We start from the raw sequence: 16,558 nt of genomic DNA, 5'->3' as shown, positions 1-16,558 counted from the left end.
CAAGTCGAACGCCTATGCAATCTGTACGGGCCATCGGAAACCACGACGTATTCGAGTTGGGTGTCGATGGCGCGTCACGATGGTTTTGTGGAGCATATCGGCAAGCCTTTGGCAAATACGCAGTTTTATTTGCTGGACAAGTATCGACAGCCTGTGCCGGTGGGCGTCATGGGGGAAATCTATATTGGCGGTGCAGGTGTCACGCGTGGATATCTGAACCGCGACGACTTGACAGCAGAACGCTTCCTTACAGATCCGTTCAGTACTGATCCGACGGCACGGATGTACCGCACTGGCGATCTGGGGCGCTGGCGTGCCGACGGGACGATCGAGTTTGTCGGACGCAACGATCATCAGGTCAAGATCCGCGGTTTCCGCATCGAGTTGGGCGAGATCGAAGCGCGGCTGAGCGCGCATGCGGATGTGCGCGAGTGCGTAGTGGTGGCGCTGGAGATGGATGCAGGCGACGACAAGCGGCTGGTGGCGTATTGGGTCGGTGTCGATGCGGCGACGTCCGTAACTCCGACTGCGGAGTCCTTGCGTAGTTGGCTATCGGATGTGTTGCCGGACTACATGGTCCCAGCCGCCTATGTGCAATTGGATCGCCTGCCCCTGACCCCGAACGGCAAGCTGGATCGCAAGGCATTGCCCGCACCGGATGGGGCTGCCTATGCGGCGCATGCATATGAAGTACCGCAGGGAGAAATCGAACAATCTATTGCCGCGATCTGGAGTGACCTACTGGGTCTGGAAACGATCGGGCGGCACGACGACTTCTTCGCTCTCGGCGGACATTCGTTGCTGGCGGTGCGGGTCGCGTCGCGTTTGCGTCAGGAGTTGGCAGCCGAGATCGGCGTGGCGGAGCTGTTTGCGCATTCGACGTTGCAGCAACTTGCCGCGTGCGTGATGTCTTCGTCTTCTGCAGTGTTGCCGCCGATCAAGCCCATGGAACCGGATGCACCCCGGTTGCTGTCGTTTGCGCAGCAACGGCTCTGGTTCTTGTCGCAGTTCGAGGGTGTCAGTCAGGCATATCACATCAGCGGTGGCCTGCGGTTGCGTGGGGCGTTGGAGACGCAGGCGCTGCAACGTGCGCTGGATCGCATCGTGGCTCGGCATGCATCGCTGCGTACGACCTTCGCGTTGATCGATGGTCAAGCATTGCAGCAGATTGCGGTCGAGGACATTGGCTTCCATTTGATCGTTCACGATCTGTGTGATGTGCAAGATCGCGAAACGGCATTGGAACGGTTATTGGCCGAGGAAGCGCAGGCACCCTTCGCGCTGGAACGCGGCCCGCTGATCCGTGGCGTGCTGGTACAGCTCGCCCACGACGAACATGTTCTCTTCGTGACCATGCACCACATCGTCTCGGACGGGTGGTCGATGGGGATTTTGATCAACGAGCTGAGCGTGCTGTATCGGGCTTTTGCATATGGCGAAGCCGATCCGCTACCGCCGTTGCCGATCCAGTACGCCGATTATGCAAACTGGCAGCGGCAATGGCTGGCTGGTGAGGTATTGCAGCAGCAGGCCAATTACTGGCGCGAGACACTGTCCGGTGCGCCGGTGCTGCTTGAACTGCCGACGGATCGTTCGCGTCCGTTCAGGCAGGACCATGCAGGCGCAACGCTGGAGGTGGTCGTCGGTCAGCAGCAGGCACAGGCGCTGAAGACGCTGAGCCAGCGGCACGGCCTGACGATGTATATGACGCTCCTGGCGAGTTGGGCGATGCTGCTGTCACGTCTGTCTGGTCAGGACGATGTGGTGATCGGCAGTCCTGTGGCCAATCGTGGCCGCTCGGAGACCGAGGGGCTGATCGGCTTCTTCGTCAACACGCTGGCGTTGCGGGTGGAATTGTCCGGCTCGCCGACGCTGGCACAGTTACTGGCGTCGGTGAAAGAACGTGCGCTGCAAGCGCAGGTGCATCAGGACATTCCGTTCGAACAGGTGGTGGAATTAGTGCAACCGCCACGCAGCCTGGCGCATACGCCGTTGTTTCAGGTGATGTTCGCGTGGCAGAACACGCCGCAGGGCAAACTGGATATTGGTGAGCTTCAGGCCAGTGGGCTGGGCACGTCTCAGACGAGTGCGCAGTTCGACTTGTCGTTGTCGTTGGCCGAAAGCGAAGCAGGGATCATCGGCAGTCTGACCTATGCCACGGCGCTGTTCGAGCATGCGACGCTGGAGCGCTGGATGGGCCATTGGCAGCATCTGTTGGATGCGATGGTGGCCGAGGATGCCGAGGATCAAGTGGTGGATCGCTTGCCGTTGCTGGGCGAAGCCGAGCGCAAGCAGATGTTGATGGAGTGGAATACAACGGCAGCGGATTATCCACGCGATGCCTGTGTGCATGAACTGTTCGAGTCGCAAGTGGAACGGACACCCTCGGCTATCGCGGTGGTGCAGGGTAAGGTGTCGCTGACGTATGCCGAATTGAATGCGCGGGCCAACCGTCTTGCGCATTACCTGGGCGAGTTGGGCGTACGCCCAGGCGACCGTGTAGCGATCTGCGTACAGCGCAGCGTGGAGATAGTGGTGGCGCTGCTGGCGGTGCTGAAGGCCGGTGGTGCGTATGTGCCGCTTGATCCGGCCTATCCGCTTGAGCGGCTGACCTACATCCTTGCCGATTGCGACGCTGTTAGGGTGTTGGCGGTTAGGGACTCCATCTTGCCAGAGCCGCTTGAGGTCTTGCGAGTCAATATCGACGATGCAGCAGTGAATGCTGTGGAATCTGACAATCCCGGATTGCGCCCACATGGCAGCACAAGTGCTTATGTCATGTACACCTCCGGTTCGACAGGGCTGCCGAAGGGGGTCGAAATCCCGCATCGAGGGATCAATCGTCTAGTATTGAATAACGGATATCTGTCCTTCCATCCGAGCGATCGTATCGCTTTCGCCGCCAATCCGAGTTTCGATGCCACTACGTTGGAGGTCTGGGGCGCACTGCTCAATGGTGCGCGGCTGGTCGTCATCGAAGCCGATGTTTTGCTGAGTCCGGTACGTTTGGCAGAGGTGATCGAGTGCGAAGGTATCAGCATATTGCTTTTGGCGGCAGGGCTGTTTCATCAGTGCGCGGATAAGATGAAAGAAGGCTTTTGCCACTTGCGTTATCTGCTTGCCGGTGGGGATGCGCTTGATCCAAGCGTGGTGGCGAAAGTTTTGGATGGCGATAGCCCGCAGCATTTCTTGAATTGTTACGGCCCCACGGAAATCACGACCATCGCCGCCACTTATGAGGTCGTGGAGATCGATGATGGTTTGAGAAGTCTTCCGATCGGACGTCCGATCGCGAACACGCAGATCTACATTCTCGATGGGTACGGTGCGCCAGTTCCGATCGGAGTGGTGGGCGAGTTGTATATTGGCGGCGATGGTGTGGCGCGTGGGTATTTGAATCGCGACGAATTGACCGCCGAGCGTTTTCTCGCTGATCCGTTCAACGATGATCCGATGGCGCGGATGTACCGCAGTGGTGATCTTGGGCGTTGGCGTGCTGACGGCATAATCGAGTTTGTTGGACGCAACGATCATCAGGTCAAAGTCCGCGGTTTCCGCATCGAGTTGGGCGAGATCGAGGCGCGGTTGAACGCACACGTGGATGTGCGCGAGTGCGTGGTGGTGGCGCTGGAGGATGCGACAGGGACGGACAAGCGATTGGTGGCGTATTGGGTCGGCGCCGAAGGCATAGATGCACAGACATTGCGCAGTTGGCTATCGGATGCGCTGCCAGACTACATGGTGCCGGCGGCCTATGTGCAGTTGGATCGCCTGCCGCTGACCCCGAACGGCAAACTGGATCGCAAGGCGTTGCCGGCACCGGATGGGTCGGCGTATGCGGCGCATGTGTATGAAGCGCCGCAGGGTGCAATCGAACAATCCATTGCCGAGATATGGCGCGACCTGTTGGGTCTGGAGAAGATTGGTCGGCACGACAACTTCTTCGCCCTTGGTGGTCACTCGCTGCTGGCGGTGACGCTGACCGAGCGCATGCGCAAGCATGGCTTGCAGGCCGATTTGCGCACCTTGTTCGCTACGCCGACGCTTGCGGCACTGGCCGCAGCGAGCGGTGCGGTGTCGGTCAGTGTTCCACCCAATGCCATTGCGCTCGACAGTGCAGTGATTACGCCGGAGATGCTGCCGTTGGTGGCGCTCACGCAGCAGCAGATCGATGTCATTGTCACGATGACATCGGGTGGCTGCGGCAATATTCAGGACATCTATCCGCTGGCCCCGTTGCAGGAAGGAATTTTCTTCCATCACCTGCTGCAACGCAAAGGCGATGCCTATCTGTTACCGAACCTGATCGCGTTCGACAGCCGTTCGCGTTTGGATAAATTTGTCGATGCGCTGCAACACGTGATCGATCGTCACGATATCCTGCGCACGGCGGTGGTCTGGGAAGGACTGGCCGCGCCGGTGCAGGTCGTGTGGCGACGTGCGTCGCTGGTGATCGAGGAGGTTTGCCTGGAGCAGGCCGACGGCGATGTGGCTGCACAGTTGCAATCGCGCTTCGATCCACGGCACTGGCGCATGGATGTGCGTCAAGCGCCACTGATGCGCGGCTTTGTCGCACACGATCCGGCTAGTGGTCGTTGGTTAATGCAGTTGCTCAGCCACCACCTTGCCCTGGATCACACCACCCTGGAGATCGTGCTGGAGGAAGTCAAACGCCACATGTTTGGTGAGGCTGACAGCCTGCCAGCCCCGCTACCGTTCCGTAATTTTGTGGCGCAGGCATTGCTGGGCGTGAGTCGCGAGGAGCACGAGGCATATTTCCGCAGCATGTTCGGCGATGTGGATGAGCCGTGTGCGCCGTTTGGTCTGCTCGATGTACAGGGCGATGGATCGGATGTGGAGCAAGTGCGGCTCGAGCTGCCGGATCGGTTGTCGGCAATGCTGCGCAGCCAGGCGCGCGAACTCGGTGTGAGTGTGGCTAGCTTGTTTCATCTGGCCTGGGCGCAGGTGGTGGCGCGTGCGACGGGGCATGCGCGTGTTGTGTTCGGGACGGTGCTGTTTGGCCGCATGCAGGGCGGAGCGGGGGCCGACCGTGCGCTGGGCGTGTTCATCAATACTTTGCCGCTGCGGATCGAGATTGACGGGTCCAGTGTGGTGGAGAGTGTGCGCGAGGTGCAGCAGGGACTTGCCGCGCTGTTGCGGCACGAGCATGCGCCGTTGTCGCTGGTGCAGCGCTGCAGTGGTGTTCCGGCACCGGCGCCGTTGTTCACTTCGCTACTCAACTACCGGCATAGCGGCCATGCAGAAGATGATGCCGCGGCGATGGCCTGGGAGGGGGTCCAGACGCTGTCGAGTCAGGAGCGGACAAATTATCCGCTTGGCGTTTCTGTGGACGATGTGGGGTCTGGCTTTGTAGTGGAAGTGCAGTCGCAGCGGCCACAGGCTCCGGAGCGGATATGCGTGTTTTTGGTGAATGCGCTGGAAGGGCTTGCTGATGCGCTGGCTCATGCGCCGGAGACGGCGGTGCGCGCGCTCGACGTTCTGCCTGAGGCCGAGCGCCATCAAGTACTGACGCAGTGGAATGAAACGGCAGCGGATTATCCGTGCGATGTCTGTGTGCACGAGTTGTTCGAGGCGCAGGTGTTGCGTGATCCCTCGGCTGTCGCGGTTGTGCACGGCGAGGCGTCGCTGACGTATAGCGAGTTGAATGCACAGGCCAATCGCTTGGCGCATTACCTGCGTGAGTTGGGCGTACGCCCGGACGAGCGAGTGGCGATCTGCGTGCAGCGTAGTGTCGAGATGGTGGTGGCGTTGCTGGCGGTATTAAAGGCAGGTGGTGCGTATGTGCCGCTGGACCCGGCGTATCCATCCGAGCGGCTGGTCTATATGCAAGCCGATTGCGGTGCGGTGGCAGTGCTGACGGATGCTGCCAGTCGTAGCCTGGTCGAAGACAGTGCCGCTGCGGCGGTGATTGTCGATCTGCAAGCCGACCGCGAGCGCTGGGGGCATTTGCCAGACAGCAATCCCGATCGCCACGCCAATGGCCTGACTGCGCGCCATCTGGTGTATGTGATCTACACGTCTGGATCGACCGGTACGCCGAAGGGCGTCATGATTGAACATCGTCATCTATGCAATCACGTTCTCTGGCAGGGGGCGTTATTTGGATTTTCATCGGAAGATCGTGTATTACAACGGACTTCGACTTCCTTCGACGCTTCGGGATGGGAGATATGGACAACGTTGTCTTATGGGGCATCCATTATCTTGACTTCTGCGGAAGATGCGAAAAATGTCGAGGCGATGGTTCGTATCATCAATGAGATGGGTGTGACGATTGTCCAGTTGGTTCCAAGTATTCTTCTGGCGATATTTGAATATTTTCAAGATAATATTCCATTTAGATGCCGATATCTATTCTGCGGTGGAGAGCGAATTTCCTCTTTTCTGGCTTTTCGTGCTCAAAAAATGGTTTCGCATGGAGTGATCAATTTGTATGGCCCTACCGAAGCAACGATTGATGCAACAGCATTTAAATATGAGGGGGCATCATGTGTGGGTACGACGCCAATCGGTCGGCCGATTGCTAACACGCGGATCTACATCCTCGATGGGCAAGGTGCACCAGTTCCGATTGGGGTGGTAGGCGAGTTGTATATCGGTGGCGATGGCGTGGGTCGTGGGTATCTGAATCGCGACGATTTGACCGCCGAGCGTTTCCTCGCCGATCCATTCAACATCGATCCGACAGCGCGGATGTATCGCACTGGCGATCTTGGGCGTTGGCGTGTCGACGGTATGATCGAGTTTGTCGGACGCAACGATCACCAGGTCAAGCTTCGTGGTTTCCGTGTTGAATTGGGCGAGATCGAAGCACGGTTAAGCGTGCATGCGGATGTACGCGAGTGCGTGGTGGTGGCGGTGGAGGATGCGGCAGGCAGCGACAAACGGCTGGTGGCGTATTGGGTCGGTGCCGAAGGTGTGGATGCTGCGGACTTGCGCAGTTGGCTGTCGGATGTGCTGCCGGATTATATGGTCCCGGCGGCCTATGTGCAGTTGGATCGCCTACCATTGAACCCGAACGGAAAACTGGATCGCAAGGCATTACCCGCGCCAGACAGCACTGCCTATGCAGCACGTGCGTATGAAGCGCCGCAGGGTGCGATCGAACAAACCATTGCCGCGATCTGGAGTGACCTGCTGGAGCCGGAGACGATAGGCCGGCACGATAACTTTTTCGCTCTCGGTGGACATTCGCTACTGGCGGTACAGGTCGTGAGCCGTCTCAAGCAGGCTGGAGTCGAAATCTCCATGGGCGATCTATTCGCTCATCCGGATATCATTTCATTGGCGGCGCATTTCCAGAAAGGGGAGTGTGAGGATGCTCGCGATGGCCTGATCCCCTTTCGTGAAGAAGGCAGTGAGCCACCGCTATTCCTTATTTATGATATTTCAGGGCATGCCATGTATGGCATGGAGATCGAGAAATTCTTGCGCGCCGGGATTCCGGTTTATGGTGTTGAATATCCTGAGGGTTCTTCGGTGCATTCCATGCAAGGCATGGCTGCTCAGGCAATCGAAAGAATTCGGCGGGTGCAGCCATCGGGTCCGTATCGTTTGGCTGGCTGGTCTTTCGGTGGAGTTGTGGCTTATGAAATGGCGAATCAGCTTATAAAGGCCGATATGCAAGTCGAATTTCTAGGTCTTCTCGATACGATGAATTTTTCGAGCGATGTTCGGTTGAAGGAAATGATTGCCTCTTTTTCTGGAGTCGAAGGTGGAGATGTTATTCGTCGCGTCTTGAGTGTGGAGAGTGTGGGTATGGAGAACGAAACGGAAGAATTCAACGAAATCGTGAATTTTTGCAAGCAGATGTTCTTGTCGCCAGAGCAGATGAAAGAGACAGAACAGATGATGCAAAGCGAAATTTTGGATTACACGATGTGTGCTGAATTCATGAAATCGGCCATTGAGTATGATGTGCCTTCAATTCCGATACGAGTACATCTATTTGAGGCTTCACACGCCGCGATGGTGCGTCCGCTTCAGCAAAGTCCACTCCAAAGTTGGCAAGGGATTTTGCCGAAGGATTCTATTTGTCACATTCAAGTTCCAGGCACACATCAATCCATGGTGAAGCCGCCGCATGTGGAAATCTTATCGGTAGCTCTTGCGGAGGCAATAAGGAACGCCTGAGAAGTCGACTCGATGCGTCCCCCGCTTTCGAGTCGTATGCGGATGGCGGATGCGGAGTCCAATCGGGAGATTGGACTCCCAACCAATGCACGACTCAACATCGGCCGTGCTGCGACTAAGAGCGGCTAACAAAACGACAGCGACTCGCGACGTTTTGTTGGCCACTCTAAAAGGCCTGACATGGCTGATTCGATTGTTCTTGTGCCTCTCAGGGCCGTGTCGCTGGCGTTTCATCGTTGCTGCGCACAAGAAGTACCGAACCCTGCGACGAGTGATGCACTTCCTTGCGTTTGGGCAGGTCGTGCAGTGTGTCGGTGACCTCGTCAAGTGCGGACTCGGTGTCCGGTAGAGGCCGCCACATCCCGATCAGGTTGAAATGGCGTTCGTAGCGCAGACGCTGCACACTGCCGAGCCAGAGCGGCAGGTTGCCTGGCTGCAGGCGTGCGGCGGCCGGCCACAATCTTAGTGCGTACAGTTCGTCTGCGTGCGCGCCGGGGTGGAGCATCAGTAGCGATTCCACTCGGGTATCCAGTGTCGCCGGCAATACCGGCACCTGTGCGGGTGTGGCTGTGTCGTCGAGCAGTTGCAGTGCCTGTCGCCAGCCTGCTTGTGGTTGGACTCGCCAGCCGGCGGCAGCGAGTTGATGTTGCAATGGCGCCAGCGGTCCGGCCACTTGTAAATTCAGCGGCCAGCGTTGGTCGTCGTCGAATGCGTTGCGGCGCGGTGGTAGTTGCTGCCAGTCGTGCTGCCACCAGGCCGATGTCGCGATCTGCGCCAGTGGCGGTGGTGGGGGTTCGAACTTGGCCAGTTTGCGTTCCAAGTGGCGTGGTGCGTAGCACAGCGCGGCGACCACGAATCCGCCGTAGAACAGCCATGCCAGTGGCGTCATCCAGAACCTGCGGTCGAGGCGACGGCGGTAGGCGATGCCCAGCAGCAACAGCCAGAAGATGCCGAACAACATGCCGCCGACCACGTCGCTAAGCCAATGCGCGCCCAGGTAGAGGTGGGCGAAGCCGATCAGCGTCACCACCACGCCGGACAGCAGATACGGCCAGACCCGTGAGCGCCCGGGTAGTTCGCGTGCGATCAACACGGCGAAGAAGCCGAAGCTGATCGTCGCCATGGTCACTGCGACCGATGGGAAGCCGAAACCGCTGCTGGCTGTTGGCGGTTGCACCACGTGCACGGTGTTGCCGAGCAGTTTGGTCAAGGCCAGGCCGAACGCCAGCGCCGCCAGCCAGTGCGCCGCGGCCATCCAGCGCCGGCGCCAAGCCAGGTAGCCCAGGCCCAGTGCCGTGGCGGGCGCCAGCACCTGCCAGTCGCCGAGCGAGGCTAGCGCGGTCATCGGGGCGTCCGCCAACGGATTGCGTAGCGCCAGCATCAGGTCGTGCACGGCCAGGTCCAGGCGCAGCGGTGCGTCGTGCGCGATTACCAGCATCAGCAGTGCGAACCAGCCCCACCCCAGTGCCAGCAGCATCGTCGCCAGCATCGCCAGCGGCACGGACTCGCGCCGTTGCGGGTCGAACACGGCGACCGAATAGCGACCGAGCACTGGATGCCGGTGCGACCAATCCAGCGTGCGTGCCAACAGCGTATCCATGTGTCCGGCCGACCAGCGGTAGCCGTACAGCACGATCGTCCAGACCAGCGCCAATGCCAGCGTCAGCAGGCCCAGAACCAGGAACAGACGCCCGGCCACCGCCGCCACCGCTTCGTAAGCTTGGCCGAGCAGCCAGCCCGGCCCGAGGAACAGCAGCGCCCAGGTCACCGCTGCCAAGCTGCTGGGCGGCAGGTAGCGCCGTAGCGGCATCTTCAACATGCCTGCCACCGCTGGCACGAACGGCCGGATTGCGCCCACGTAGCGGGCGACCAGGATGCTCTTGAACGCATTGCGGCGGAACATCGCCTCGCCACGATCCAGCCACTGCGGATAGCGTTTGAACGGCCAGTAGCTGCGCAAACGGTGGCCCCAGCGGTATCCGACCCAGTAGCTGAGTCCGTCGCCGATCAGCGCGCCCAGCGCGGCGCTGAGGACCGCATATGGACCGGAAATCCGACCCAGGCCGATCAAGACGCCGATCGCGAACAGCAGCGGCAGCGCCGGCACCACCGTGCCGAGGAGGATGACCGCATCGCAGAGCGCGATCGCGAAGATGACCGCGCCGGCCAGCATGGGGTGCGCTGCGATCCACGCCAGCGTGGCATCGGTCCATGAGACATTCATCAGCGAATTATAGGCGGGTCCGGATGGCGTTCCGCGTAAACTGGGGCGATGCCTGCCGCCGATTCCGTTCAGATCCTCAAGTCCGACAGCTTCGGGCGCATCCTGTTGCTGGGTGAAGGCGACGGGCGCTTCGTACGCCGCGATCTGAGCGCCTCGCCGTGGTGGTTACGTCTGCCGGCATGGTGGCTGGCGCGGCGCGAAGCCTGCGCGCTGCGGCAGTTGGCAGGCATGGCGGCGACGCCGCAATTGCGCGGCTGGGATGGCATCTTCCTGGACCGCAGCTATCTGGCCGGTGCGGCGATGTACCAGCGGCCGCCGCGCGGGGACCTGACGTACTTCCGCAATGCCCGGCGCCTGTTGCAGCAAGTGCACCGACGCGGGGTGGCGCACAATGACCTGGCCAAGGAAGCGAACTGGCTGGTGCTGGAAGACGGTCGTCCGGCGTTGATCGATTTCCAACTGGCGGTGCGTGGGGCGCCACGTTCGCGCTGGATGCGCTTGCTGGCACGCGAGGATCTGCGCCATCTGCTCAAGCACAAGCGCATGTATTGCGCGCATGCGCTGACGCCGGTGGAGCGGCGTCTGCTCAGGCGCCATTCCTGGGTGCGCACGCTGTGGTTCGCCAGTGGCAAGCGGGTATACCGTTTCGTGACCCGGCGGGTGCTGCACTGGGAGGACAACGAAGGGCAGGGGCCGAAACCGTGAGGCGGTTGGGTCGATACGTCTTGCCCATCCCTGGCGATACAGGCACGGCGTTGATCGCGCTATTGCCTCGCTCGCTGGGTAAATCCAGCACAGTTGTGTTTTGCGAATACGCAGGCGCTCGGCCGTTTTCCCCATTCACTGGAGTTTCGCGATGAAATACCTGCATGCCATGATCCGCGTCCACGATCTGGAAAAGACCAGCGCGTTCTTCACCAAAGGTTTGGGCCTGTACGAGACCCGCCGCATCGAGAACGCCGCGGGTAAGTTCACCTTGGTGTACTTCGGTGCGCCGGAAAACCCGCAAGCCGAAGTCGAGCTGACCTACAACTGGGGCTCGGACGAGGATTACGGTAGCGCGCGTAATTTCGGCCATTTGGCGTTCGAGGTGGATGACATCTACGCCATCTGCGCGCACCTGCAGGCGCAAGGCGTGACCATCAACCGCCCGCCGCGCGACGGGCGCATGGCCTTCGTACGCAGCCCCGATCTGATCTCGATTGAACTGCTGCAGAAGGGCGAAGCGCTGGCCCCGGCCGAGCCGTGGGCGTCGATGCCCAACACCGGAGTATGGTGAACGTTTTTGCGTCTTGCACACCGCTGCGCGCAGGCGGTTGCGGTGGTCTTTATAATCGGCTTTTCCCTGCTGGATTGCTTCGATGACCGCTTCTGCCACCGCAGAGCTGATTGCCCTCGCTCAGCGCTATTGCCTGCCGATCTACCGCCCGCGTCACCTGGTGCTGGAACGCGGCCAGGGGGCCACGCTGTGGGACAGCGAGGGGCGCGACTACATCGATCTGGCCGCTGGCATTGCCGTGTGCGGGCTCGGTCACAACGATCCGGATCTGCATGCGGCGCTGCTGGAGCAGGCGGGCAAGTTGTGGCACACCAGCAATGTGTTCTACAGCGAGCCACCGTTGCGTCTGGCCGAGGAACTGGTCGAGGCGTCGCGGTTCGCGCACAAGGCGTACTTGTGCAATTCCGGCGCCGAGGCCAATGAAGCGGCGATCAAGCTGGTGCGCAAGTGGGCTGCCAGCCAGGGGCGCGCGCCGCAGCAGCGGGTCATCGTGACCTTTCGCGGCAGCTTCCACGGCCGGACGCTGGCGGCGGTCACCGCGACCGCGCAGCCCAAATATCAGGAAGGCTACGAACCGTTGCCTGGCGGCTTCCGTTACGTCGACTTCAACGACATCGCGCAACTGGAAACGGCGATGGCCACTGGCGATGTGGCTGCGGTCATGCTGGAGCCGGTGCAGGGCGAGGGTGGGGTCATGCCGGCTGCGCCGGGCTTTTTGGCACAGGTGCGCGCGCTGTGCGATCGCCATGACGCGTTGCTGGTGCTGGACGAAATCCAATGCGGCATGGGCCGCACCGGCACCTTGTTCGCGCATTGGCAAGACGAGGTGACGCCGGACATCGTGACCCTGGCCAAGGCGCTGGGCGGTGGCTTTCCGATCGGTGCGATGCTGGCCGGGCCGAAGGTGGCCGAGGCCATGCAGTTCGGCGCGCATGGCACCACCTTCGGCGGTAATCCACTGGCTGCTGCGGTGGCGCGGGTGGCGCTGCGCAAGCTGGCGTCCGCGCCGATCGCGGCCAACGTGGCCAAGCAGTCGGCGGCCTTGCGCCAGGGATTGGCTGCGCTCAACGACGATTTCGCTCTGTTTTCCCAGGTGCGCGGTCGTGGCTTGATGCTGGGCGCGGTGCTGACGTCGGCGCATGCGGGTCAGGCTGGCGCGATTCTCGATCATGCTGCTGCGCATGGCGTCTTGATTCTCCAGGCCGGTCCGGATGTGTTGCGCTTCGTGCCGGCGTTGAACCTCAGCGATGCCGAATTGAGCGCAGGCCTGACCCGTCTGCGCGGCGCTTTGCGCGATTACCTCGCTACGCGCTGAGCGGCACTCGCTTCGGGCGCCGTCAGCCAGCAGCGACCTCCGCGAACGCCTCGCGTGCCGCCTGTAGCGTCGCCGCCAGCACGGCGTCGTCGTGGGCGCTGGAGAGGAATCCGGCCTCGTACGCCGACGGCGCCAGGAATACGCCGCGCGCGAGCATCGCGTGGAAGAAGCGGTTGAACGTGGCGGTGTCGCAGGCGGTGGCCTGCGCGTAGGTCTCTACTTTTTCGCTGGTGAAGAACAGGCCGAACATCCCACCGACCTGGTTGGTGGTGACCGCCACGCCAGCCGCGGCGGCGGCCTGTTCGAGCCCGGCGCATAGCGCCGCGGTGGCCGACTCCAGGCGTTGGTGGAAGCCGGGTGCCTGGATCAACTCCAGCAGCGCCAGGCCGGCAGCCATTGCCACCGGATTGCCGCTCAGCGTGCCGGCTTGATAGATCGGGCCGGATGGTGCGATTTGCCGCATCAGCGTGGCGCGTCCGCCATAGGCGCCTACAGGCATGCCACCGCCGATGATCTTGCCGAAGGTGGTCAGATCCGGCACCACGCCGTAGTGCGCCTGCGCGCCGCCGAGGGCGACGCGGAAGCCGGTCATCACTTCGTCGAAAATCAGTAGCGCGCCATGCTGGGTACACAGTGCGCGCAGATGCTGTAGGTAGCCGGTGCGTGGCGGGATGCAGTTGGCGTTGCCGACCACCGGTTCGATGATGACCGCGGCGATTTCATCGCCCATCTGTGCGAACAACGCGTTGGCGCCCTCGATGTCGTTGTAGGCCAGCGTGGCGGTGAGCTCGCTCAGCGCCGTCGGCACGCCCGGCGAGGTCGGCACGCCCAGGGTCAGCATGCCGCTGCCGGCCTTGACCAGGAACGAGTCGCCGTGGCCGTGATAGCAGCCTTCGAATTTGACGATGCGGCTGCGCCCGGTCGCGCCGCGCGCCAGGCGCACGGCCGATAGCGTGGCCTCGGTGCCGGAGTTGACCATGCGCACCATTTCGCACGATGGCACCAGCCGGGTGATGGTCTGCGCCATCGTCACCTCGGCCGGGCATGGCGCGCCGAACGATAACCCGTCGGCGATCGCGCGCTGCACCGCCTCGCGCACCGCCGGATGGTTGTGGCCGGCAATCATCGGCCCCCACGAGCCGACGTAGTCGATGTAGCGGTTGCCATCGACGTCGTACAGATACGGGCCGTCGGCGCGCTGCACGAAGAACGGTTCGCCACCGACCGACTTGAAAGCGCGCACCGGCGAATTGACCCCGCCGGGGATCAGCGACTGCGCTTGTGCGAACAGAGCGTGTGAACGGGCGTGGTGCATGGGCGGAAATCCTCGGCGGGTTGAGCGGGCGGGCGTCTGGCGCATGGGGCATGTGCAGTTATTGTCGCGGCTATGGTGGGGAACCACCATGCGTGTTGGTGGTGGATGCGCTGTCGTCATGCCGCGCACGCGGCGTTGATGTTGGTCGCATGCATGGGCATGGGCCACGCAGTGACGCGTGGACGCCGCGCAGGCCCAGCCAGCGCATCAGGCGAAACAGGCGCGATAGGCGGCCAGCGCGGCGCGTGGGTTGTCGGCATCGAACACGCCGCTGATCACCGCCAGCAGGTCGGCGCCGGCGGCGACCACGGCGCGTGCGTTGTCCGGGGTCAGGCCGCCGATCGCTACGCGCGGCAGTCGCAGCGCTGCGGCGTCGCGCAGCAGGCCAGGATCGGCGCGGCGTGTGGCGACCTTGCTGCGGCTGGGAAAGAACGCGCCGAACGCGACATAGCTGGCGCCGGCCATGGCGGCGGCGCGGGCGCGCTGCAGATCGTCGTAGCAAGAGGCGCCGATCAGCGCGTGTGGTCCGAGCGTGGCGCGGGCGCGACTCAGGTCGCCGTCGTCCTCGCCCAGATGCACGCCGGCGGCGCCGATCGTCTGTGCCAGTGTCACGTCGTCGTTGACGATCAGCGGTACCCCGGCCCGCAGGCACATGGCGTGTAACGCGCTGGCCTGGGCCAGTCGCTGCGCCGCATCGGCGTGCTTGTTGCGGTATTGCAGCCAGGTCACACCCTGTTCCAGCAATGGTGCCACCCGTTCCAGCAGGCGTGTGCCATCGGTCTCGTCCGGGGTGATGAGGTACACGCCGCGAGGCGTGGTGGATGCGTTCATGGAGGGCCAAGCCTTTCGGTACGTCGGCGGCGATGGGACAATGCTGCTCTCCCCAGCCGTAGACCTGCGATTATCCAATGAGCGATGCCACTGCCACCATCTACCGCGCCTGGATGTGCGTCGTCTGCGGCTTCATTTACAACGAGGCCGACGGCTTGCCGGAGGAGGGCATCGCGCCTGGGACGCGCTGGGAAGATGTGCCCGACACCTGGACCTGCCCCGATTGCGGCGTCACCAAGGACGATTTCGAGATGGTGACGATCGAGTAAGCGGTTGGGATTGGTGGGTTTCCGCCAGTGCGCGGCTTCGTGGGGATGCTGCACGAGCGGCTTTCGCTGCGCGGCTTCACCCTTCGCCGTGTCGTGACGGAGGCCGTCCTGGCATCGCGCAGCGCACGAATGCTTGCAAGCCCTGGGTGGCCGCATCCCGACAGGGCGACCGTCTTTTAAGCGCATGGTGCGCTTTTGCAACGACCCTGGCGCTGCGCGTCAATGCATCCGTTGTGCGCGTGCGCTCAGTTCCACCAAGTGTTCGCGGATTGGCAGCACGTCGTGTGCTTCCGGATTCAGCTGCAGATAGCGGCTCAAATCGTGGCGGGCGCCGAGCACATAATCCATTTCCAGATAGGCCAGACCGCGGTCGCGCAGGGCTTCCGACTGGTCTGGCATTAGTTTGAGTACCCGGTCGGCGCTGCGTGCCGCACGGTCCCATTCCTCGCGTTCGGCATAGACGCCGTGCAGGTTGCGCAGCACCCGGGTGAGGATCGCGCGGTGCGGAGCCGGATCCAAGATCTGTAGCAGCGCACGGTCGTCCGGGTTTTCTCCGCCCAGGTGTGGTCGTACGCGTTCGCGTAGTTCTTCCACCGCCAGCGGGCGGCCGCCGTTGAACGGGTCCATGACCAGCAGGCCGTCGTCCACCGGCAGGCGCACCAGAAAATGTCCAGGGAAGGAGACGCCATCCAGCGGGATACCCAGTCGCCGGGCCACTTCCATCTGCACGAGCGCCAGCGAGATCGGGTTGCCTAGGCGGCGCTCGAACACTTGGTTCATGTAGCTGTTGCGCGGGTCGTAGTATTCGTCGTGATTGCCGCTATAGCCAAGCTCTTCGAACAGATGGCGATTGATCGCCGCCATTTTCAGCGGCCATGGTTGGATCAGCGCCACTTCGTGCCGCAGATGGTCGGCATGGCTTTGCGCCAGCGTGTCGTAGTGGGCCGCATCCAGCTCCGGATATTCGTCGCGTGCGATCAGCAGCGCGGTTGCGAGCAATGGCAGCGCATCGTCGTCCAGGGTGGACAGGGTATTCCAGCTTGGCAATGTCAGTGCGTCGGACATGCTCGAAGACTGGCGGCAAAACGCAGTCCGATCAAGTCCGGCGGTTCCTGACAGCGATGTCGGGTTCAGCGCCACGACCGTGGCGCGAGGACGGCCCCTTGGGGAG

9 protein-coding genes are annotated in these 16,558 nt (G+C 61.9%); 5 read left to right on the top strand and 4 right to left on the bottom strand.

The features are described from left to right. Positions 1-21 precede the first annotated feature (21 nt). Positions 22-8,154 (top strand): non-ribosomal peptide synthetase, encoded by an 8,133-nt coding sequence (locus XalbCFBP2523_RS07940; RefSeq protein WP_268989568.1) that lies wholly within the window; start codon positions 22-24, stop codon positions 8,152-8,154. 208 nt (positions 8,155-8,362) lie between these two features. Here the strand turns inward: XalbCFBP2523_RS07940 and XalbCFBP2523_RS07935 are convergent, their stop codons facing one another. After that, positions 8,363-10,378 (bottom strand): bifunctional DedA family/phosphatase PAP2 family protein, encoded by a 2,016-nt coding sequence (locus XalbCFBP2523_RS07935; RefSeq protein WP_045765377.1) that lies wholly within the window; start codon positions 10,376-10,378, stop codon positions 8,363-8,365. Between the two features lie 48 nt (positions 10,379-10,426). Here XalbCFBP2523_RS07935 and XalbCFBP2523_RS07930 point away from each other — a divergent pair, with 48 nt between their 5' ends. From XalbCFBP2523_RS07930 to XalbCFBP2523_RS07920, 3 genes are all read left to right on the top strand, one after another. Beyond that, the gene (locus XalbCFBP2523_RS07930; RefSeq protein WP_012915302.1) at positions 10,427-11,083 is read left to right on the top strand and encodes a serine/threonine-protein kinase; all 657 of its coding nucleotides are present in this window, start codon (positions 10,427-10,429) and stop codon (positions 11,081-11,083) included. Positions 11,084-11,234: 151 nt separating this feature from the next. Next, entirely contained in the window at positions 11,235-11,657 is a 423-nt protein-coding gene (locus tag XalbCFBP2523_RS07925) for a VOC family protein (RefSeq protein WP_012915303.1), read from the top strand. 82 nt (positions 11,658-11,739) lie between these two features. Next, positions 11,740-12,972: an acetylornithine transaminase gene (locus XalbCFBP2523_RS07920; protein WP_045765378.1), complete on the top strand. Its 1,233-nt coding sequence runs from the start codon at positions 11,740-11,742 to the stop codon at positions 12,970-12,972. 22 nt (positions 12,973-12,994) lie between these two features. Here the strand turns inward: XalbCFBP2523_RS07920 and hemL are convergent, their stop codons facing one another. Next, positions 12,995-14,287, bottom strand: a complete 1,293-nt coding sequence (gene hemL / locus XalbCFBP2523_RS07915; RefSeq protein ID WP_045765379.1) for a glutamate-1-semialdehyde 2,1-aminomutase — start codon at positions 14,285-14,287, stop codon at positions 12,995-12,997. 207 nt (positions 14,288-14,494) lie between these two features. Beyond that, positions 14,495-15,118: a thiamine phosphate synthase gene (thiE, locus tag XalbCFBP2523_RS07910; protein ID WP_045765380.1), complete on the bottom strand. Its 624-nt coding sequence runs from the start codon at positions 15,116-15,118 to the stop codon at positions 14,495-14,497. 77 nt (positions 15,119-15,195) lie between these two features. Here thiE and XalbCFBP2523_RS07905 point away from each other — a divergent pair, with 77 nt between their 5' ends. After that, positions 15,196-15,387, top strand: a complete 192-nt coding sequence (locus XalbCFBP2523_RS07905; RefSeq protein WP_012915307.1) for a rubredoxin — start codon at positions 15,196-15,198, stop codon at positions 15,385-15,387. 219 nt (positions 15,388-15,606) lie between these two features. Here XalbCFBP2523_RS07905 and XalbCFBP2523_RS07900 read toward each other — a convergent pair whose 3' ends face one another. Next, complete coding sequence (locus tag XalbCFBP2523_RS07900; RefSeq protein WP_407071002.1) at positions 15,607-16,521, bottom strand: SirB1 family protein; 915 nt, start codon at positions 16,519-16,521, stop codon at positions 15,607-15,609. Between the last annotated feature and the right edge of the window lie 37 nt (positions 16,522-16,558).

It is taken from the genome of Xanthomonas albilineans (assembly GCF_002939705.1).
Taxonomy (GTDB): domain Bacteria; phylum Pseudomonadota; class Gammaproteobacteria; order Xanthomonadales; family Xanthomonadaceae; genus Xanthomonas_A; species Xanthomonas_A albilineans.
The sequence above is the reverse complement of the archived record's forward strand: the minus strand, read 5'-3'. Positions and strand labels throughout refer to the sequence as shown.